Source organism: Staphylococcus sp. HMSC056G08 (genome assembly GCF_001812305.1).
Taxonomy (GTDB): domain Bacteria; phylum Bacillota; class Bacilli; order Staphylococcales; family Staphylococcaceae; genus Staphylococcus; species Staphylococcus simulans.
In genome coordinates, this window is the sequence record NZ_KV808417.1 from 1 (window position 1) to 21281 (window position 21281).

Annotated in this window: 17 protein-coding genes and 2 pseudogenes; 10 read left to right on the forward strand and 9 right to left on the reverse strand. The window is 36.8% G+C overall.

Translation table 11 applies throughout. The features are described 5' to 3' along the window. Positions 1–71: 71 nt before the first annotated feature. A pseudogene (locus HMPREF2846_RS00120) lies at positions 72–1902 on the reverse strand (APC family permease). A gap of 208 nt (positions 1903–2110) precedes the next feature. Between HMPREF2846_RS00120 and HMPREF2846_RS00130 the strand changes: the two are divergent. Next, positions 2111–3631: pseudogene (locus tag HMPREF2846_RS00130) on the forward strand (serine hydrolase domain-containing protein). Positions 3632–3778: 147 nt separating this feature from the next. Here the strand turns inward: HMPREF2846_RS00130 and HMPREF2846_RS00135 are convergent. Beyond that, complete coding sequence (locus HMPREF2846_RS00135; protein WP_002479761.1) at positions 3779–5173, reverse strand: MFS transporter; 1395 nt, start codon at positions 5171–5173, stop codon at positions 3779–3781. Between the two features lie 244 nt (positions 5174–5417). Here HMPREF2846_RS00135 and HMPREF2846_RS00140 point away from each other — a divergent pair, with 244 nt between their 5' ends. The 7 genes from HMPREF2846_RS00140 (at position 5418) to HMPREF2846_RS00170 (ending at position 10883) form a co-directional block, all read left to right on the forward strand. Continuing rightward, complete coding sequence (locus HMPREF2846_RS00140; RefSeq protein WP_002479762.1) at positions 5418–7187, forward strand: sensor histidine kinase; 1770 nt, start codon at positions 5418–5420, stop codon at positions 7185–7187. Continuing rightward, positions 7184–7954 (forward strand): response regulator transcription factor LytR, encoded by a 771-nt coding sequence (locus HMPREF2846_RS00145; protein ID WP_070625139.1) that lies wholly within the window; start codon positions 7184–7186, stop codon positions 7952–7954. The genes HMPREF2846_RS00140 and HMPREF2846_RS00145 overlap by 4 nt, the downstream gene beginning before the upstream one ends. A 249-nt stretch (positions 7955–8203) precedes the next feature. Next, entirely contained in the window at positions 8204–8665 is a 462-nt protein-coding gene (gene lrgA / locus HMPREF2846_RS00150) for an antiholin-like murein hydrolase modulator LrgA (protein WP_002479764.1), read from the forward strand. Beyond that, complete coding sequence (gene lrgB / locus HMPREF2846_RS00155; protein ID WP_002479765.1) at positions 8662–9363, forward strand: antiholin-like protein LrgB; 702 nt, start codon at positions 8662–8664, stop codon at positions 9361–9363. Before lrgA ends, lrgB begins: the two co-directional genes overlap by 4 nt. Before the next feature lie 234 nt (positions 9364–9597). Further along, a complete protein-coding gene (locus HMPREF2846_RS00160; RefSeq protein WP_002479766.1) occupies positions 9598–9957 on the forward strand; it encodes a DUF3147 family protein in 360 nt (119 codons plus the stop codon). Positions 9958–9976: 19 nt separating this feature from the next. Further along, entirely contained in the window at positions 9977–10339 is a 363-nt protein-coding gene (locus tag HMPREF2846_RS00165; RefSeq protein ID WP_070625141.1) for a DUF3147 family protein, read from the forward strand. A gap of 1 nt (position 10340) precedes the next feature. Next, positions 10341–10883 carry a TetR/AcrR family transcriptional regulator gene (locus tag HMPREF2846_RS00170; protein WP_002479768.1) on the forward strand — a complete coding sequence of 181 codons (543 nt, stop codon included), beginning with the start codon at positions 10341–10343 and terminating at the stop codon, positions 10881–10883. Positions 10884–10996: 113 nt separating this feature from the next. On the opposite strand, the gene HMPREF2846_RS00175 is transcribed toward HMPREF2846_RS00170, so the two are convergent. From HMPREF2846_RS00175 to HMPREF2846_RS00200, 6 genes are all read right to left on the reverse strand, one after another. Continuing rightward, on the reverse strand, positions 10997–11764 hold the full coding sequence (locus tag HMPREF2846_RS00175) for an alpha/beta hydrolase (protein ID WP_070625143.1): 768 nt from the start codon (positions 11762–11764) through the stop codon (positions 10997–10999). A 93-nt stretch (positions 11765–11857) separates the two neighbouring features. Continuing rightward, positions 11858–12547 carry an ABC transporter permease gene (locus HMPREF2846_RS00180; protein ID WP_002479770.1) on the reverse strand — a complete coding sequence of 230 codons (690 nt, stop codon included), beginning with the start codon at positions 12545–12547 and terminating at the stop codon, positions 11858–11860. Then, positions 12547–13491, reverse strand: coding sequence for an osmoprotectant ABC transporter substrate-binding protein (locus tag HMPREF2846_RS00185; protein ID WP_002479771.1), 945 nt, complete (start codon positions 13489–13491; stop codon positions 12547–12549). Before HMPREF2846_RS00185 ends, HMPREF2846_RS00180 begins: the two co-directional genes overlap by 1 nt. A gap of 31 nt (positions 13492–13522) precedes the next feature. Next, the gene (locus HMPREF2846_RS00190; protein ID WP_002479772.1) at positions 13523–14152 is read right to left on the reverse strand and encodes an ABC transporter permease; all 630 of its coding nucleotides are present in this window, start codon (positions 14150–14152) and stop codon (positions 13523–13525) included. Further along, on the reverse strand, positions 14152–15366 hold the full coding sequence (locus HMPREF2846_RS00195) for a betaine/proline/choline family ABC transporter ATP-binding protein (RefSeq protein WP_002479773.1): 1215 nt from the start codon (positions 15364–15366) through the stop codon (positions 14152–14154). Before HMPREF2846_RS00195 ends, HMPREF2846_RS00190 begins: the two co-directional genes overlap by 1 nt. Positions 15367–15833: 467 nt before the next feature. After that, a complete protein-coding gene (locus HMPREF2846_RS00200; protein ID WP_070625145.1) occupies positions 15834–16430 on the reverse strand; it encodes a YdeI/OmpD-associated family protein in 597 nt (198 codons plus the stop codon). Between the two features lie 477 nt (positions 16431–16907). Between HMPREF2846_RS00200 and HMPREF2846_RS00205 the strand changes: the two genes are divergently transcribed. Both HMPREF2846_RS00205 and HMPREF2846_RS00210 read left to right on the forward strand, forming a co-directional pair. Continuing rightward, positions 16908–18545, forward strand: a complete 1638-nt coding sequence (locus tag HMPREF2846_RS00205) for an APC family permease (protein WP_070625147.1) — start codon at positions 16908–16910, stop codon at positions 18543–18545. 82 nt (positions 18546–18627) lie between these two features. Beyond that, on the forward strand, positions 18628–20007 hold the full coding sequence (locus HMPREF2846_RS00210; RefSeq protein ID WP_070625149.1) for a carboxylesterase family protein: 1380 nt from the start codon (positions 18628–18630) through the stop codon (positions 20005–20007). 38 nt (positions 20008–20045) lie between these two features. Here HMPREF2846_RS00210 and HMPREF2846_RS00215 read toward each other — a convergent pair whose 3' ends face one another. Continuing rightward, entirely contained in the window at positions 20046–21209 is a 1164-nt protein-coding gene (locus HMPREF2846_RS00215) for an MFS transporter (RefSeq protein WP_023015084.1), read from the reverse strand. Between the last annotated feature and the right edge of the window lie 72 nt (positions 21210–21281).

Consider the following 21281-nt stretch of genomic DNA (forward strand, 5'->3'; position numbering starts at 1 on the left):
TATCACCAGTCCTAAATAGTATAGAGCCTTTTATAGTCGCTTCCCTCTTTATATACCATGCGCTTGATAAATTATTTTTTCAATTTCAAAGGAATCATGGCTAAGATACAATTTTTTTTATAAAACAATGTCCATCTTAATAAAATACCTGTTTGGTTATGCAGTAAGTTCTGCCATGTTTTATTCGTAATAAACTGAGGGACAATAACGGTAATCACAAAGCGATCATTTTCAGCTTTGCTTCGAATTTTATCAATAAAGCGTGCTAAGGGTTTAACTACACTGCGATATTGCGAATGTAACATGACCAAACGAATATTGGGATAACGTGCTTGCCATTTCTCTAGCATCTTTTGATCTTGATGTTCATCAAACGATACATGAACCGCAATAATGTGATCAGATGTCATTTTAGCGTAGGCAATAGATTTATCTACGATAGAAGATACCGAACTGACTGGTATCAAGGCTAAATTTTTGTCAACATGACGCATCGCTTTAAAGAAATTGTCTGTTCGCAGCTCTTCAGCAATATTGTGATAATGCGTACGAATACGTAATAATCCCATTACAACTAAGGGCAAGAAAATTAATATCGGCCATACTTGTGAGAACTTTGTAATCAGAAAAATCATAAAGACTACGAGTGTGATAGTACCGCCGATTGCGTTAGCGATTAATTTAAAGAACCAACCTTTCGGACGTTCTTTAACCCACTTTACGACCATACCGTATTGCGCAAGTGTAAATGGAATGAAGACACCTGTCGCATATAAAGGAATTAAACTGTCGGTACGTCCTTTAAATAACATAATCAATACAATCGCAACACCGCCTAGGATAATCATAGAGTTTGAGTAACCTAAACGATCACCTCTGACTGTAAACATATGTGGCATGTATTTATCTTGTGCCATATTCGCCGCAAGCAATGGAAAGGCGGTGAACCCTGTATTCGCAGCTAAAATCAAAATACATACTGTAGATGCTTGAATAAAGTAAAAGGCAACATTTTGTCCGAATACATGTGCCGCAAGTTGTGAAAGTACTGTAGTTTGAAGTTTCGGTACAATGCCATACCAATACGATAAACCAACAATACCTACTAACATCAACGCGAGGATAGTTCCCATCGCAATCAACGTTTTGACGGCGTTTTTAGGTGCCGGATCTTTAAAATCCATCACCGCATTCGATATTGCTTCAATACCGGTTAATGACGATGCCCCTGAAGAAAAAGCACGTAGTAATAAAAATAACGTTACTCCAGGTACTGCTGTACCAATAGACGCATGAACTTCTGGTGTCGTTTGACCGGTCACTACTTTAAATGCACCATACCCAATCAATATCAACATTCCGAAAATGAATAAGTAAACTGGAAATGACAATACTGTCGCAGAGTCTGTCACCCCTCTTAAATTCAAAATCAAAATAATGATGACAAGCAGACAAGCTATCAATACTTTATGGTTATATAAAGCAGGAAACGCAGCGATAAAAGCATCTGCTCCTGAAGAAATACTAACTGCGACCGTTAATGTATAATCTACTAACAGTGCACCGCCAGCCAACAATGATAACTTTTCTCCTAAATTATATTTCGTGACAGTATATGCGCCGCCTCCCATGAGGGTATGCATATATCACTTGTCTATAAGACAAAACTAAAGCAACTAATAAGACTAAAATACCTGCGGTTATCGGTAAAGTATACCATGTCGCCAAAACACTAAGCGCAGTCAATGTTAATAAAATCTGTTCTGGACCATAGGCAACAGATGATAACGCATCTGAAGATAAGATAGCTAAAGCTTTGACTTTACTTATTTTTTCACTCGATAACTCCCTGTTACGTTTAGGTGTTCCGATCAATATGTGTTTTATTTGTTTTATATTCATATCTAAGGACCTCTAGACTCTTCATGTTTTGAATGGCAAAAACATACTCCTATTCTTTAGAAAAGTACAGTCAATTTATTTAAATTACATAGAACTTTCACATTTTACCTACATTTTTATAAACTGTTCACAAATATTTCTCATCTCTCACATGAATCAACCCCCGTGCTATAATAATAAAAACTAAACTTACAGGAGCACACGTATTGTGAAAACAAAATCCACTTACTCTTACATATTACTTTTAGTTATTACCTCTGTTTTATTTTTAAGTATAAGTTATAGCTTGGTATTTTCTTATACAAAGTATTCAGTAAATCATTTTAAACACCAGACATTAAATCAATTGGTCGATCATCGTATTGAAAAAACCATGCAGGAAGATCACATACCTGGATTAAGTGTTGCGCTCATTAAACGTAACGAAGTCGCTTTAAATAAAGGCTATGGGTATGCCGATCTCAAACAACATACATTAGCTGATGCGCAGACACGTTATGAAATCGCATCTAATACAAAAGCTTTCACAGGCTTAGCTATTTTAGAACTTGCTAAGCAAGGCAAAGTTAAATTAGAAGCACCTGTCTCAAATTATTTACCTTGGCTTCATTTAACCTATCAAGGACATGAACAAGATATCACTTTAAAGATGTTACTCGCTCAAACCAGCGGTATTGATGATCAAATGTCACCAGATCAAGAAGGTTAAGTGCCAACAAAGAAAGATAACTTAAAGGGACGTGTAGAAAGTTTGAATTATGAGGCTTTAAGAAGCAAACCAGGCGATTCTTTTAACTATGCTAATATGAATTACAATATCTTAGGCTTAGTTATACAAGAAGTGACAGACACTTCATATGAAGATTATATGCATAAGCATTTTCTTAAACCGCTTCACATGGATCATGCTTTCTTTAAAACAGATAAGCAGCAAGCCGCAAAAGCACAAGGTTATGTATTAGAAGGAAGAGATGTTAAAGCAAATGACCCTGATTATTTCCGTGGTGATACACCTGCCGCTTACTTAATCAGCAGTACAACTGATTTGATTCCTTTTGTGAAAATGAACTTACAACCATCCGCTTCAAATCAAGCACTCATTAAACAATCACACACACTGTTGACAGATGTGCCTGACAAATCGCATATGAATGGCTATGGCGCTGGCTGGTTTATTGATCAGTACTCAAATCAAGTCTTACATCCTGGTACATTACCTAATTATTCATCAATGATTATTTTAGATACCAAGTATCAAAATGCGGTCATCCTTTTAGCAAATTTGAACGCGCCTGGTTTACCTGACTTAGCACAAACATTACTCTACCAAATTGAACATTATCAAAACTTCACAGCACTGCATCAAACAGCAGCGGATAATCTTGTGTTATTAACTATTACTTTATGGTGGGTTATTTTAATGTTCACTGTGTTATGTGCAGCTTGCATAAGAAACAGCTATCTTCTTAAACAACATAGACACTTAAACAAATCAAGTTGGCTAAATAAATTATCAACAAGTCTAACCGTACTTATCATCATCGGCTTGCTTTATAGTGCTTGGGTCATGCCTTCATGGTTATTAAAAGATGCCAGCTGGTCTATTGCCTTTAGTGTCTTCCCACCTGTTGTATTACTAATAGGTATCAGTAGTCTACTCACATTGATACTCAGTGTGCTTTATTTCAACAGTTGTATCTTACTTAAATCAAATCGACCTAAATTATAAAATTCAATACTCTTGAACATAAAAAAGAGCAGTTCTCATTGTTTAGTTTCCCTCATAAACTAAACAACAAGTACTGCTCCTTCTTTTCATTTCTATTCTGCTGTCATACGTTTCTCATTATTATTTTTTTGCGTGGAACATTTTTTATTAATAAGTTTCGCCTTGTGATTTTGGAACTAAGAACAATACTGTAACAAACGCAATAAGGCCTAATAAGATATTAAAACCGATACCTGCCATTGCGCCTACTTGCAAGTTGACACTCTCAGATACAACGGCATAAATCGTACCTGAAATCGCAATACCAAATGCGTTACCCAATGATGATGCCATTTTATAAATACCTGATGCAGTGCCGACTTTATTGTCTGGTGCACTTGTTACAGCTGTGTCTGTTGATGGTGTCGCATACATACCTAGCCCTAAACCGAATAGCAGATAGCCGATGACACTAGATACGACATAAATACCTGTCGGCAAGAATGTTAAAGCAATCAGTAACATCCCTGCTGCGTTCAATAACGATCCGTATAACATCGGACGTTTGGCCCCAAGTTTCTGCATGATTTTTTCTCCGACACGAATCATCACAAGTACTGTGATAAGATATGTGATACTCATCATACCTGATTGGTTAGATGTAAATCCGAGTCCTTGTTGGAAATACGTATTTGCGACAATTAAAGTTCCGGCTACAGCGTTCAACGCGAAGTTTGAAATCACTGCCCCAGAGTAACCTTTGTGTTTAAATAAGCCAAAGTCAATTAATGGGTTCTGTAATTTCTTCTCGTAAATTAAGAAGAAAATAACTGAAACAATAAACACAACAGTTAAGCTTAAAATCAATGGTGATAAGAATCCGAAGTGAGATGTTTGTGTAATAATCACGTTTAAACTTAACATCATAATCGCTAAAACTACTAAACCTACAACGTCAAATTTGTGACTACGCACATCACTATCTCTTGAAGCTTTTGTTTCAGGTGTGTGACGTATTAGAATCATCGCTAAAATAGCGACAATAATAGATACGATAAAAATCCAACGCCAACCTACGAATGTGGCCATTAATCCGCCAAAGTATGACGTAATACCTGAACCACCCCATGAACCGATTGACCAATAACTTAATGCTCTTTGTCTATCTTTGCCTTGGTAATATTCATTAACAATGGCTAAAGTAGCAGGCATAATACAAGCTGCAGAAAAACCTTGAATGATTCGACCGATAATCAATAATGCTGATAAATTGGAAACAATAATCAACAGTGAGCCCACGACACTGAGGATTAATCCAATATACGTCATCTTGACACGCCCGATTTTATCTGCGATACTTCCGGCCCCCACAACGAACAAACCAGAGAATAACGCTGTCAAGCTGACCGCAATATTGATCGTTCCTGCATTTGAACTAAAGGATTCTTGAAGTGTCGGTACCACATTCAATACAGACTGTGCGAACAGCCAGAATGTGATGACCCCAAGAATGATACCTAACAACAATCTGTTGTCACCTTTGAACGGTCTTGTTGCTGTCATATTTAATTCCTCCTATACCCCTGCAAAAAAATCGAAAAAAATAGCGATTTAGCTTATGCTACAATAGCAATATAAACTAAACCTATCATTTTCAATATATGAAATATCTTACAACAATTTCAACTTAAATTCTATAAATACATGCTATTCCGCTTAAATATAAGTGTTACTTTACATCAATAGTATAGAATATAATTAATTATGATTATGTTGTCACAAAATTCGAACATTACAGGTGATTTCAATGCTCAACTTATTTATGCTTTTACTCGAACGTGTCGGCTTGATTATTTTGCTCGCTTACCTCTTGATGAACTTCAATTATTTCAAGAATTTGATGCATCATCGAGAAACTTGGCGTGCGAAATGGCAGCTTGCGATTATGTTTGTCATCTTTGCTTTGCTCTCTAACGTAACGGGTGTCGTGATTAGAGATTCGCAAATTTTATCAGGTCAACTCTATACTCATTTAGCTCCTGATACTTCACTCGCAAATACACGTGTGTTGACTATCGGTGTTTCAGGTCTCGTCGGCGGGCCTGGTGTCGCTTTAGTTGTAGGGATTATCTCAGGTATCTATCGATTTTATATCGGTGGTGCGAATGCTTTTACATATTTCGTATCTTCTATCTTAATTGCGCTTGTATCAGGCTATGTCGGCCGTTACTATTTAAAAGCACGACGCTACCCTCCTATTTTCTTAGGTGTCATTGTCGGTGCGTTATTAGAAGTCATTCAAATGACATGTATTCTGTTGTTTGCTGAACATTCTGGTCATGCTTGGTCGCTTGTGAGTTTCATTGCGATTCCAATGACCTTAATGAACAGTATCGGTACCGCAATTTTCTTATCTATTATTATTTCAACAATTAAACAAGAAGAACAAATGCGTGGAGTTCAAACTCATGATGTCTTACAACTGGCTAATGAAACTTTGCCTTACTTCAGAGAAGGTTTGACTGAAGCATCTGCTTTTAAAGCCGCACAAATCATTAAGGATTTAATGCAAGTCCAAGCGGTTGCGATTACCAATCGTCATGATATTTTAGCCCATGTCGGTGCAGGCAGTGATCATCATGTACCGCAAAAAGCGATTATTACAGATTTATCTAAAACGGTGATTCAAAGCGGAAAAATCAAAGAGGCACATTCACGTGAAGAAATCGGATGTCACCATCCGAATTGTCCATTAGAAGCCGCCATTGTGATTCCGCTTCATATTAAAGACAAAGTGGTCGGTACGTTAAAACTGTATTTTACAGATGCACATCGATTAACCTTTGTGGAAAAACAATTAGCCACAGGTCTAGCCAATATTTTCTCAAGTCAGCTGGAACTTGGCCAAGCAGAAACACAAAGCAAGTTATTAAAAGACGCTGAAATCAAGTCATTACAAGCGCAAGTTAATCCTCATTTCTTCTTTAATGCGATTAATACAATTTCTGCTTTAGTCAGAATTGATAGTGAAAAAGCGCGTAATTTATTACTGCAACTGAGCCAATTCTTCCGTTCTAACTTACAAGGTGCGCGCAATAACACCATTACGCTTGATAAAGAATTACAACAAGTTGAAGCTTATCTTTCATTAGAACAAGCACGCTTCCCTAATCGCTTCAACATCGACTTTGACATTGATCCAGCAGCACAACATGCACTCTTACCACCGTTTATCATTCAAGTCTTGGTCGAAAACGCTATTCGTCATGCGTTTAGAAATCGTCGTTCTAACAACAATGTCAAAGTTACAGTAAAACTCGAAGCACATTACTTATATCTCACTGTTAAAGATAATGGTATGGGCATTCCTAAAAACAAAATGCCTTATATCGGCAAAGCCATTGTACATTCTGAATCTGGCGGTACAGGCAGTGCGTTAGAAAACTTGAATTTGAGATTATCGGGTCTATATGGACCAATGTCTATGTTGAAAATTAATTCTAATGAAGATGGAACAACAGTCCGTTGTGCCATTCCATATCGCACACAAAGTGACGAAGGAGGTCAATTGATTTGAAAACTTTAATCGTAGATGATGAGCCATTAGCACGTAATGAATTAAATTACTTACTGACACAAAATGGTCAATTCGACAAAATAGAAGAAGCTGAAACAATCTCAGAAACCTTAGAAAAATTATTATACGATACGTATGATGTCATCTTTTTAGACATTCATCTGATGGATGAAAGTGGATTGGATTTAGCTGAAAAAATTAAGAAAATGCGTCAGCCTCCTTATATTATTTTTGCGACAGCACATGACAACTTTGCGGTAAAAGCCTTTGAACTGAATGCGACAGATTATATACTGAAGCCGTTTGAACAAGCGCGTATCGACGCGGCAGTTGCCCGTGTGGCTGCTCAACTGCAAACTCATACAAAAACAGAAACTGAAGTTAAATCAGAAGTGACGAACCATCAACAGCAGAAACAAAAATCCACAGACAAGGCACCTGAAGTCTTACCGATTGAAGTAGATGAACGTATCTATGTGTTGAATCAAAAAGATATTATCGCCCTAACAGTAAATAATAAAAAAACAACGCTGCACACATTAACCCATGATTATGAAACATCAGAACCTATGAATAATTACGCAAAGCGCTTAGATGAGAAACAATTTATTCGTATTCACCGTGCGACCATTATCAACAAAGCACATATTCAAACTGTAGAACCTTGGTTCAATTATACGTATCAAGTTACTATGACCAATGATCTCAAAGTACAAGTCAGTCGTTCTTATATGAAAGCATTTAAACAAACTATTGGGTTAGAGTAACTCTAATCAATCAAACGACAAAAGCCTAGTTTCCACTTTACAAGAAACTAGGCTTTTTTGTATTTCAATTCTACTTTTCAGCAACTCAGATTGCTTCGCTTACATTCTAGAAATATTACTCTGAATTTCAACTTCTGATTAGTGCAACTCGCATACGAATACTCGCATCTCATCGTGAAAACGCACACAATCTCGTTTTTTCGTCTTAAACTAGAGACAAGATAAAGAAACGAACGGAGGCAATCCACGATGGAAAAAGCACAAGCAAACGTTAAAAAAACAAGCAAAACAGCAAAAGCGTATTCATTCTTACATCAAGTCCTTGTCATCAGTATCATTTTATTAATTTCAAAAATTATCGAAAGTTTCATCCCTATTCCAATGCCGGCATCAGTGATTGGTTTAGTATTGATGTTCATCGCACTTTCAACAGGCATCATTAAACTCGGTGAAGTTGAAGGCGTGGGAACTGCGCTGACAAACAATATCGGTTTCCTATTCGTACCGGCTGGTATTTCAGTCATCAACTCACTTGGTATTTTAAGCAAGAGTCCGATATTAATTATCTTGTTGATTATTATTTCAACTGTTTTATTACTACTTTGTACTGGATTTGTTTCTCAAATATTAGTGAAGGGTTCACCTATTAAACGTAAATCTGAACAACATTCAGTCAAACATCACAATAGAGTTGCGGAGGATCATGTATGATTGAACATTTAGGCATTAACACACCGTATTTTGGTATCTTGTTATCTGTGATTCCTTTCTTAGTTGCCACATACTTCTTTAAAAAGACCAATGGTTTCTTCTTATTAGCACCATTATTTGTCAGTATGGTCTTTGGGATTGCGTTTTTAAAGGTAACTGGGATCAGTTATGAAAACTATAAAATCGGCGGAGACATTATCAACTTCTTCTTAGAACCTGCAACTATCTGTTTTGCGATTCCGTTGTATAAAAAACGTGACGTACTTAAAAAATATTGGGTTAAAATTTTCAGCGGTATTGCATTAGGTACAGTCATCGCAATCTTCGGTATCTATGCATTCGCTAAATTATTCCAATTCGGAAGCGGTATTGTGGCATCAATGATTCCGCAAGCTGCGACAACTGCCATCGCATTACCTGTATCAGATGGTATCGGCGGCGTAAAAGAATTAACATCTTTAGCAGTGATTTTAAACGCAGTCATTATTTATGCATTAGGTAATAAACTATTACGCTTCTTCCACATTGATAATCCGATTGCACGTGGACTAGCGTTAGGAACAAGTGGCCATACACTCGGTGTTTCTGCAGCACAAGAACTTGGTGAAACAGAAACTTCAATGGCGAGCATCGCGGTTGTATTAGTGGGTGTCATTGTTGTCGCAATCGTTCCTTTCTTAGCAACAATCTTATTGTAAGACCTCTTACCTACCACAGCTTTAATTTTCCATTCGTTTAGAGACAGGATGACCTGTCTCTATTTTTTTGATTTATTAACATGAATTAAATGTAAGCGTTTTAATTTAAAGTTTTCATTAAATGTTCAATTATGAAGAGTTGTATCCTGTTTACAAGAAAATATGTGCGTATTACACTATTAGTAAACGATGCGTTTCGTTTTAAAACTATATAGATTGGGATGAATTTTCATTATGTTCGGCATTTCATTAATAAGCTTGATCATCCGCTTTATATTCGGTGGATTGGCTGTTACTTTGGCGACTGTTATCGCGTCAAAACTCGGCGGCAAATTGGGTGGTATCTTTTCTACTTTCCCAGCTGTTTATTTAGCTGCCTTAGTCACATTATCTGTTGACTTTTCCGGCAATAAATTAGTTTATGAATCTATCCACTTAAGTGCTGGTGCTGTTATCGGTATTATCGGCTGTATTATCAGTGTCGCTTTAACAGCAATCGCGGTAAAACATATCGGATATAGAAAAGGCGCAGTATTCTCTATCGCCTGCTGGTTTGTTTTATCTTGTATCATCCTAGCACTGAAACATATTTAATCGGAGGTTTGAATAAAAAATGAAAATGCTATTTGTTAAATTTTTAGCCGGCGGCATGTCCGTCTGCTTGAGTTATATAGTATCTGTTATTATTCCATGGAAAGAATTCGGCGGCATCTTCGCAGTATTTCCAGCTGTATTCTTAATCGCTTTAATTGCTTCTGGTATCCAATATGGTGACAAAGTTGCAGCTCATGTCAGTAATGGTGCAGTATTCGGTATGACAGGTGTTTTATTCAACATCTTAGCTACTTGGTTGATGTTAGTTTGGACAAACAACTGGATTCTCAGTATTTTCGTTGGTTTAATTGCATGGTTCTTGAGCGCAATCATCATTTTTGAGATAGTAGAGAAACTAGCACATTTGAAACGAGGTCATTAATATGGCAGGCAGACCAAAAGATCCGAAGATAAATATAAGGATTTTTGATGAGTTAGGCAAAATGTTAGAACGTGAATCCTATAATTCTATTACTATAGATGAATTAGCTGAAAATACACAGATTTCAAAGGCGACTATTTATCGTCGTTGGAAAGATAAAGACAGTATGATTATTGATATGTTTTTAAACAAGGCACATTCTGATGTCACACTTCAAGGTGATTTCTTTGAAGATTTATATGCCACTTTGATTAAAATCACACGTCTTTATAAAACACCATTAGGTAAAGCAGTCATTCAAATCTTATTAACCAATGAAGAGAATGACTTGCGCAATCACTTTATGGAAGATTATTTCAACCAATATCGTCAGATGTTAAAACAGGTCAGCGCACCTTATATACCAGAGGAACATCAAGATATGTTTATTGATTTAATCTTCTCACCGATTTATTTTAATATCTTAATTAAACCTGAAGTGCTTACAGATGAATATATCTATAACATGTTAAATACTGTGATTGATGCCTATCGTCCTTCTTAACCTTTCAGCTGTTTAACAAGAATAGAAAATGATATAAAAAATCCCCTCAAACCTATTTTTGAGTTTGAGGGGAATTTTTTTATCACTGTGTTTCTATTTCGCTGATTTCTATATTATTTTCTATCTTTTAAGAACCAATCTAATGCATATTCAATTGCTTTATCCCAGTATGCATAGTCATGTTTACCTGGGCCATCTTCGAATTGATATGCGATTTTTTTGTCATCTAAATAACTGATGAAATCACGGTTGTCTTGGTATAAATCATCTTCTGTACCGCACATAATCAATAATTCCGGAATATCTAATCCTTTTTCTATTGCTTGATCTACCAAGTAATAAGGGTCAAGTTCTGTTCCTCTAGCCGCTGTTTTCTCTCCTAATATCGCATGTTTAGAGAAGTCATGCCAATCTATATCCATCAACCAATCAGGTGTAAAAACTGCAGATAATGGTGCTGCTTTAGAGAAGCGCTCTGTTTGTGTTAATGCATATTTGATTGTGCCATAACCACCCATAGAATGACCTGCGATAAAGTGGTCTTCACGACGTTTAGATAACGGTAAGATTTGAAGTGCATAATCAAATACTTCTAATACATAATCATAATAATTATGACCATAACCCATATTCGCATAACCACTGTGATCGCCTGCTGGCATAATCACTGCGATTTGACGTTCTTTCGCATAACGTTCTAAACTTGTAAATCTTAAATAAGATGTTTCATCGCTTGATAAACCATGTAGTAATAAAAGCACAGGTAATTCTTTTGCGGGTTTACCTGTTTCAAATTGTGAAGGTTCTTCTGGTAAAAACGCATTAAAGCGTTGTTCTTTACCTAATGTGATTGAATCATAATTAACTTGTAACCATGCCATAATAAGTTCCTCCTTATGATTAGTTTCAATACCAATGATAAAGGTATCGCATATCAGATGAAATCATCTTGCATGCGATACCTTCTAATTTAATTACCCATCTACACCTTGAGGTAGTGGACCTTTCGGTTTTCTTTTCTTCACAGGATCGAGACGTTTTTCTAAGAATCTTAAAACAATATCGATGATGACTGCGATTAAAGCAATTGGAATCGCACCTGCAAGAATGAATGTTGTGCCGTCTGTCGCGTTTGTACCACGGATGATAATATCACCCAGTGTCGGTGCACCGATGAATGAACCAACCGCTACAACACCAATTGCGACAACTAATGCGATACGTAAGCCACCGATAATCACTGATAAAGCTAGTGGTAATTCAATCATACGCAATACTTGATTACCTGTCATACCCATACCTTTACCAGCATCTTTGATATTGGCATCGACACCGATAATACCTGAGTATGTGTTCTGAATAATCGGTAATAAGGCATATAAGAATACAGTGACTACAACTGTTGTTGGACCTAATCCCATGACTAACATCAGAATGGCTAACATTGCGATAACAGGAACTGTTTGAATGATGTTCGCAATAGTAATGACAGTCTTAGATAATTTGCCGAATCTTGAAATCAGAATACCAATTGGAATTCCGACAATCGCAGCAAAGATAACGCCATAAACTGACATGAGTAAGTGTTGGAAGAAAAGTCCCCACAGATAACCGGCGTTCAATGAATAGTATTCAATCAGCTGTTGGAATAAATTACCTTTCATTATTTTTGCCCGCCTTTCTTATCTTCGAAATAATTATGTTTTTGTAAGAACTCTTCGGCTACGACTGCAGGCTCTTTACCTTGTCCGTCTGCTTCATAGTTCAAATGCTGCATTTCTTCTGTTGAAATTTTGCCTTCTAATTTTTTCAATGCTGTATTAATTTCAGGATGTTTCTTTAATAAATCTTTTTTAGCAACTGGACTCGCATCATATGGCGGGAAGAATTTTCTATCGTCTTTTAATACTTTCAAGTCATATGCCGCGATACGTCCATCAGTTGAATAACCTAATGCAACATCTAGTTTTTTACTTTTCAATGCATCATAAACTAAACCGATTTGCATTGGACGTACAGTATTAAAACTAATGCCGTACTCTTTTTTGAATCCTGGATAACCGTCACCTTTACGGTTCAACCAAGAACTATCTACACCTAAGCGTAACTCTTTTTCATGTTTCTTTAAGTCAGAAACTGTTTCTAAGTCATATTTTTCTGCTGTTTCTTTTGTCACCATGAAAGCGTACGTGTTATCAAAACCGTAAGAATCAAAGAATTTTTGATTGAATTTTTTATCGAATCCTTCTTGTGTCACTTTCATTGCTTTTTTAGGATCCTTAATTGGATCTTCACCTAAAGCACCGACCAAGTCCGTACCTGTATAACGTGTACCTGAAACATTCGCGTCACCGTTCATCAACGCGTTATGTTGGATGGTACTTGAACCCATATTATTAATTAATGTCGGTTTGATTTTATCTTTTGTTTCGTGCTCAATCATTAAGCGCACCATATGTGACATGATTTGAGACTCACTTGTTGCAAGTGATGTAATTTCTACTGAATCATCATCTGCACGACCACCGCCTAAACCAGGCAGACTGCATCCAGATAATACAACAAGACAAGTCACCATCAGAATCAAGTATTTTTTTATCTGTTTCATAAAGTTCCAATGTCCTCCCTATCTGGATATTTTATGCTTTTAAGCCTTTTGGTACTGCCCATTTTTCTACTGCGCGTAGTACGTAATCGACAATTAATGCTAATGCTGTAACAAGTACTGCAGCACTCACAATCATGATTGGGTTATATAAGTTCAATCCGTTGAAGACGAAGTCTCCTAAACCGCCTGCACCTACATAACTTGCAAGTGTTGCCCAACTGATAACATACACACTTGATAAGCGGATACCACTTAGAATTAACGGTAATGCTAAAGGCATCTCAACATCTTTCATCAGTTGGAATTTTGTCATTCCCATACTGATCGCTGCTTGGCGAACATCTGGGTTGATATTTTGAACACCTAATACAGTGTTATTTAAAATCGGTAATAAGATATACACAAACAATGCGATAATTGCTGGTGTTTTACCTACACCGAAAATTGGAATCATAATGGCTAATACTGCAAGTGTCGGAATCGTTTGCAGCACACCTGCTGTTGTTAATACAATACTTGCTGCTTTTTTAGTTTTAGCTAACAAAATACCGATCGGCACTGCTACGACGATAGCGATGAGAAGCGCAACAATAGAAATAAAGAAATGTTCGCCCGTCTTTTGAATCAGTTCGCCGCCATATTCTTGAAGGAATTCTTTCATTATCGCTCAACTCCTGCATCCGACGTTTTTTCGTGATTCATTTCTACCGGTGCTTCTTTAATACCTGATGCTTCAGATTCTTGTAGCGCTTCTTCAGCACCTTCACCCCAAATGCTGTCATAAACAATATCTACTAAGTTGGCACGTGTGATTAAACCGACTAATGTGTCGTGATCATCAACCACCGGCACGTTACGTACGTTACGTTTTAAAATCGTACGTACTGTGTCTTGTAATTTACTATTCACATTTACGCGATAAATATCACGTTGCATTGTATCAATCAGTTCTTTACCTGCACGTAATCCTTGGTTGATATCTTCAATGTCCATGTAACCTAAGAATCTGTCTTGGTTAGTTACCACAAAGATTGTATCGATACGATGGCGACGCATCACATCAACCGCATGGTTTAATGAATCGTCTGCACGAACTGTAATTGGTTTAATCATCGCATCTTCTACTGTACGCATATTCGGACGGTCTTGAATCAAACGGTTTTGACCGATGAAATCACGTACGAAGTCATTCGCTGGATGACGTAAAATATTATCTGGTGTGTCGAATTGAACGACTTTACCTTCAGACATAATACAAATCTTATCTGCAAGTTTGATTGCTTCATCCATATCATGTGTAACGAAAACAAATGTTTTACCTAGTTTTTGTTGTAACTCTTTAACTAAGTCTTGTAATGTATCACGTGTAATCGGGTCTAAAGCACCGAACGGTTCGTCCATTAAGATAATGTCTTGTTCAGCTGCTAAAGCACGTACAACCCCGATACGTTGTTGTTGTCCGCCTGATAATTCAGATGGATAACGATCTAAGTATTCTTCTGGTAAGTCAACTAATTTAATTAACTCACGTGCTTTTTTATCTTTCTTTTCTTCTGGCCATTTTAATAATTTTGGAACCAGTACAATGTTTTCTTTGATTGTCATGTGCGGCATTAAACCGATTTGTTGAATCACATAACCAATACTGCGGCGTAATTCTACCGCATTCATCTTTCTGACATCTTTGCCATCAATCGTAATTTGTCCTTTCGTTGCTTCAATCATACGATTGATCATACGTAAAGCAGTTGTTTTACCACTACCACTTGTACCAATAAATGCAACAAATTCCCCTGATTGAATATCAAGCGAGATATCATCTACCGCTTTTTTACCTCCAGGGTAAACCTTAGATAAGTTCTTAATACTAAGCATTAAAGTAATTCCTTTCTTTATCGAATTTGTTTAAGCCTAAAGTAAGTTCTAAGTTGTGAGTAAAGAACAGTCTGTCTATTGTTCTCTGTACACACCCTAAAAGCAGTCAATAAAAAAATCACTTGCCCAATGTTTCAATAACTTAACGGATAAGTTCCTAAACAAAGTCGCAAATGACTTGTTAATTGCTTTAGATTCGGTTGCGCTGCAACCTTCACCTCAACTACGTTATAATACAGCGCTGTTCAACAGTGTCTGTTCTTTTGTTCAATACAATAAATTAAAAATTGTATCTTCGACTTACTTGATTAATAGTGTACTTTATAACTATAACACAAACTAAACCATTTGGTCGGATTAATCGCGAATTTTTTTGAAAAAAATTGACATATTTTCAAAATTTCATAATTTAGAGTGGATTAAATCAATATTTAATCCCTACCGCGTAACTAAATTACTTAAAACGACTAATCATTCATACCTTTACCTGCTAAAATTTGAGCTTTGTATTTTTCAACACGCGCTTTTCTTGTAGCTTCCCGTTTGGCTTGGCCGATAAAATACATATACTGACGCTGACGCCCAGGAGTAAGATTGTTAAATGCTTCATTTAACTGTTCATCCGCTTCCAACGCTGCTTGTAATTCTTGCGGCATGTCATACTCCTCAGTCTTTTTCATTTCGACCTTTTTACCAGAATGCTCAATTTCCACTGCTTCATCCACATAAGCTGCAATCATTTCTGATTCTGCTTCGATTTGAGCAAGTGATGTAAAACGTAATTGTCTTGCTGCTTGTACATTTTTAGTTTGTTGAATCAACTTATGTTCTGGATCCTTCATTAAAGCACCCTTATGAAACAATAATGCACAATAATCTTTGAAACCATGAATCAACACCACATTTTTATCATTCAAGATATAACATGGGTGCATCCATTTGTAATCCTCTGTTAAGTCTTCATTTTTCAAGATAATAGCACGTAGTGCTTTATATTCATCATGCCACTCCTGCGCACGTGTGAAATATGCTTCTGCTTTATCATTTAATCTGTTCTTTGTCATTGTTGTGCTCCTTTTTTTACAGGCTTAATATACCATAGCCATTTATCTATTTTTCTAATCCTCAATTTTACACTTTTTGTATTCTAAAACACTCATTCACTTATTTTTCTCTTTTTCTTTCTCATTCCAGAGTTGTCATTGATTGTCTTGATTATAAGCGATGATTTTCTTGCATTTTAATTTGTTTTCTACTTTTTCTCTATGCATAATCATTAAATATATTAAAACAAGAAAATGCGCCACGACAGTTTTTTTACGTATTATCACCATTAATGAATATACAAAAACCACCGTTATATCGTATTTTCATGCGTTTTCATTCATAAAATATAAACCTGTCCTTTTCCTGTTGACGTCATCTGAATTTTCCGTATAATGTTCTATCATGAGTTAGGTTTGCCTGATATAAAAATGAAGCAAGCTTATTTTGCTTTACAAATAAAGAGAGCATGTTCTCTGAAACTTAGGAGTTTTACTATGAAACAAACTAATAGTGGTAAAATCAGCCTGTCACAGCTTGTGTTACTTGGACTTGGTTCATTAATCGGTTCAGGTTGGCTGTTCGGGGCATGGGAAGCTTCATCTGTTGCAGGTCCTGCAGCAATCTTTTCATGGGTGATTGGTTTCATCATCATCAGTTTAGTCGCATATAACTATATAGAAGTCGCGACAATGCTGCCGCAATCTGGCGGGATGAGCAACTATGCACAATATACACACGGTTCATTACTCGGCTTTATCGCCTCTTGGGCGAACTGGGTTGCTTTAGTTACGATTATCCCGATTGAAGCCGTATCTGCTGTACAATACATGAGTTCTTGGCCTTGGGAGTGGGCAAAGTTCACAAGTGTTCTGATGAAAGACGGTACAATCAGTAATATTGGTTTATTCGCTGTATATGTCATTATTATTATCTTTTCACTGTTGAACTATTGGTCAGTGAAAGTTCTTACATCTTTTACAAGTTTAATCTCATTCTTTAAATTAGGTGTACCGACGTTAACAGTCATCTTATTATTACTATCAGGTTTCCATCCAGGAAACTATGGTCATTTATTAAGCAGTTTCATTCCTTATGGTACTGCACCGATATTTGCGGCAGTTACAGTATCAGGAATTATCTTTTCATTCAACGCGTTCCAAACCATAATTAACATGGGTGCTGAAATTGAAAAACCAGAGAAAAACATTTTACGCGGTATCGTGATTTGTTTATCATTAACTGCGTTATTATATGTCGTTCTACAAAGTGTGTTTATTACATCTATACCTGAAAATATGGTCGCTGATAAAGGTTGGAAAGGTATTCAATTCAATTCACCTTTCGCTGACTTAGCTATCTTATTAAACTTGAATTGGCTAGCGATTTTACTATACATTGAAGCATTCGTTTCACCATTTGGAACTGGGGTCTCATTCGTTGCTTCAACAGGTCGTGTATTAAACGCTATGGAGAAAAATGGACATATTCCTAAAATTTTAGGCCGTATCAACAAACAATATAATATTCCAAGAGTCGCAATTATTGTCAATGCCATTCTAGCAATGGTTATGGTGACGTTATTCAGATCTTGGGGTACACTCGCAACCGTGATTGCAACCTCAACATTAGTTGCGTATTTAACAGGACCGACAACAGCGATGGCTTTAAGAAAGATGGGTCCAAAACTTCATCGTCCATTTAAAGCACGCTTCTTGAAAATAGCAGCACCTTTATCGTTCGCCTTAACGTCACTTGCGATTTATTGGGCAATGTGGCCGACGACTGCGAAAGTTATCTTTATCATTATTCTAGGTTTACCGATGTACTTCTTCTATGAATACAAATTAAACTGGGAAAACACTCGCAATCAATTGCGTGGCAGTCTATGGTTGATTATCTATTTACTTGTACTTTCTGGACTATCCTTTATCGGCAGTAAAGACTTTAACGGTATTAACTGGATTCATTATCCATATGACTTTATAGTCATTATTATCGTCGCTTTAGTCTTCTATAAAATCGGTATCGGCAGTTACTTTGAAAGTAAGTACTATAAGAACGCAGTAGAAATCAACCAAACTTTAGAAAAAGATATTTCTAGCCAAGCAGAAGCTAAAACTTCATCACAATAAATGATATGAAACAGCTGAACAGATGTTATGTCTCTCAGCTGTTTCTTTTTTTATGCTATGTTAGAGGAAAGGAGCGAGTATAATGACATCTATTACAAGACACACAAAAGCAGGCACGATTATCGGACAAATTAAACAACACTGTGAAACGTATTTTGGTATTCCTTACGCTTATCCGCCAATTAACGAAAGACGCTTTAAACATGCTGAACTTAAGACAACATGGTCAGAACCTTTACATGCTGATCAATTTAAAGCCATTCCGCCCCAACCCTTTAATAAACTTGAAGCGTTTTTCTCTACACATCCTGAAGACACACAAGTGCCTAAGATTAAACATCAAAGCGAAGATTGCTTATATTTAAATATTTGGAAACCCATCACCGCTTCTTTCAATCAAAAATTACCAGTTATGATTTGGTTTTATGGCGGCGGTTATCTCAATGGTCACGGTTCAGCTGAACTTTATAACCCACAAGCCTTCGCTGAACATGCGCAAGTCATTGTCATTACGTTCAACTATCGTTTAGGTGCACTCGGCTATTTGAATTTTAATGCGATTCATGAAGATTACGATATGAACTGCGGCTTATCCGATCAATTCACCGCATTATTGTGGGTCAACCAATTCATCGAAGCCTTCGGTGGGGATTCTAACAACATCACTTTGTGTGGACAGTCTGCAGGTGCCATGAGTATTCAAGCATTAATGCATCTAAAAGCAGCACAACCTCTTTTTCATAAAGCGGTCTTAATGAGTGGCCCATTACGTTTTGATGAGGTACAACACAGTCAAAACACTGCGCAACATTTTCTGAACACAGTCACAAAACTTTATGACACTACCAACTTAGCAGCACTCTCAACACATCAAATGATGCATGCGCTAGAAGAAGATTTAGCGCAGTACGGACCTTCTAAAGGTTTAGAATTAATTTACAGTCCTATCTTTGATGAATCCACTATGGTAGATACAACCCCTGACAAGTGGCCTGTGTTAGTGGGTTTCACTGAACAAGAAGGTGATTGTTATATCCGTAATGAATCACGCAAGTTAGCACCTGAGCGCTTTTTAGAAATCATGAAAAATAATGATGTAACCGTAAATACAGCTGCCTTTGATATCACAACGGGCAAGGGCCAGTCAGAAGCAATCACCTATTATGAATTTAAACAACCATCCTTACGTTGGTTAGATCATTATCAATATAAGAAGAAATGGCTCTACTGTTTTAATTGGAGTGCACCAACAGCTCAAAATTTTAAAACACCTTATCATATTTTAGATGTTGTTTTTTGGTTCGGACATACAGATATTTTACATGCTCATCATCTTCCTATAACGCCTCATACACATACTTTGATGCAACAGATGATGGACACACTAGGCAAATTTGTGACAGAGGGTCATGTGGATTGGCCTGTTTATACAACAATTGAAGATGCTTATATTTTCGAATAAGAAAAACGCTTAACCCAAAATTGGATTAAGCGTTTTGTTTATATTTGCGGCTTTTGTGTTTGTTTAATACTTAAGACAATTAATACAATCACAATGCCTAAGATACTTGAACTATAAGCAACCGCATGTACACCGATATTTGAGACGATTAAGCCACCAATCATACCGCCCGCTGCAATACCCGCATTTAAACTAGACATATTCCAGCTGAGCACTTGGCTCGCGTCGCCTTTCACGTGGTCGATCAAACCACTTTGTACGGCTGGGTTAGTACTCCATTCCATGATATTCCAAATAAAGATGATTAATACAATGATGATAGAATTCGTAATAAACCAGTTAACTGCGGCTAAAGATAACGTAAACGCAATTGCGGCAATTAATAACCAAGTCTTACTAGTTAATTTATCTGCAAGGAAACCACCCATGGATGTCCCTAATGTTCCGGCAATTCCATTTACTAATAAAATAATAGAGACAAATTGAATGTCATAACCATTTGTCAGCATCAACGGATTAATGTAGACAAACGTAATTGAATTCGCAGTCAGCAACATAAAGGTCACTGCTAAATATTTAATGATTTCTGCACGGTTTAAAATTTTGTATTGTGACGACGTATCAGATGTATCACCTGACACAGCTGACAGTTCAGCAGGTGTCGGTAAGTAACGCATCATTAAGAAAGCAGCTACGACACTAACCACGATAATAAAAACGAACGTCGCGCGCCAACCGAGCCATCCTCCAAGCATCGTTCCGATCGGTACGCCGAAGACATTCGCACCGCTGAACCCTGAATACACAATACCAATCATTTTACCGCGATTCTGTGGTGCCGTCAGCATAGCTGTCAGCGCTAAAATTTTAACAATAATCAAAGCTGCGGCAGCTGAAGAAATAATACGTCCGATAATCAGTAATGTGAAATTCGGTGATACCGCAATTAACGCATTACCGAAGACAAAGACCGCAATAGTCCAAAGTAATACTGTTTTCGCACTGAAACGATTAGTAACTTTGACTAGAATCGGGCCGCAAACGGCGAAAGTAACTGCGTATAACGTCACTAATTGGCCAATCCACGCTTCTGAAACATGTAAATCCGCGCTCATTAAATTCATTATCCCAGCAACCATCATTTCGACCATGCCGACAATAAACACACTGATAATAAACGTTACTATTCTCATAACTGACATTCTCTTTGCCTCCTCTCTTTTGTATGTAAAATTAATATTTTCAACCTTTCCATTATAGTTGAATTGAAATCA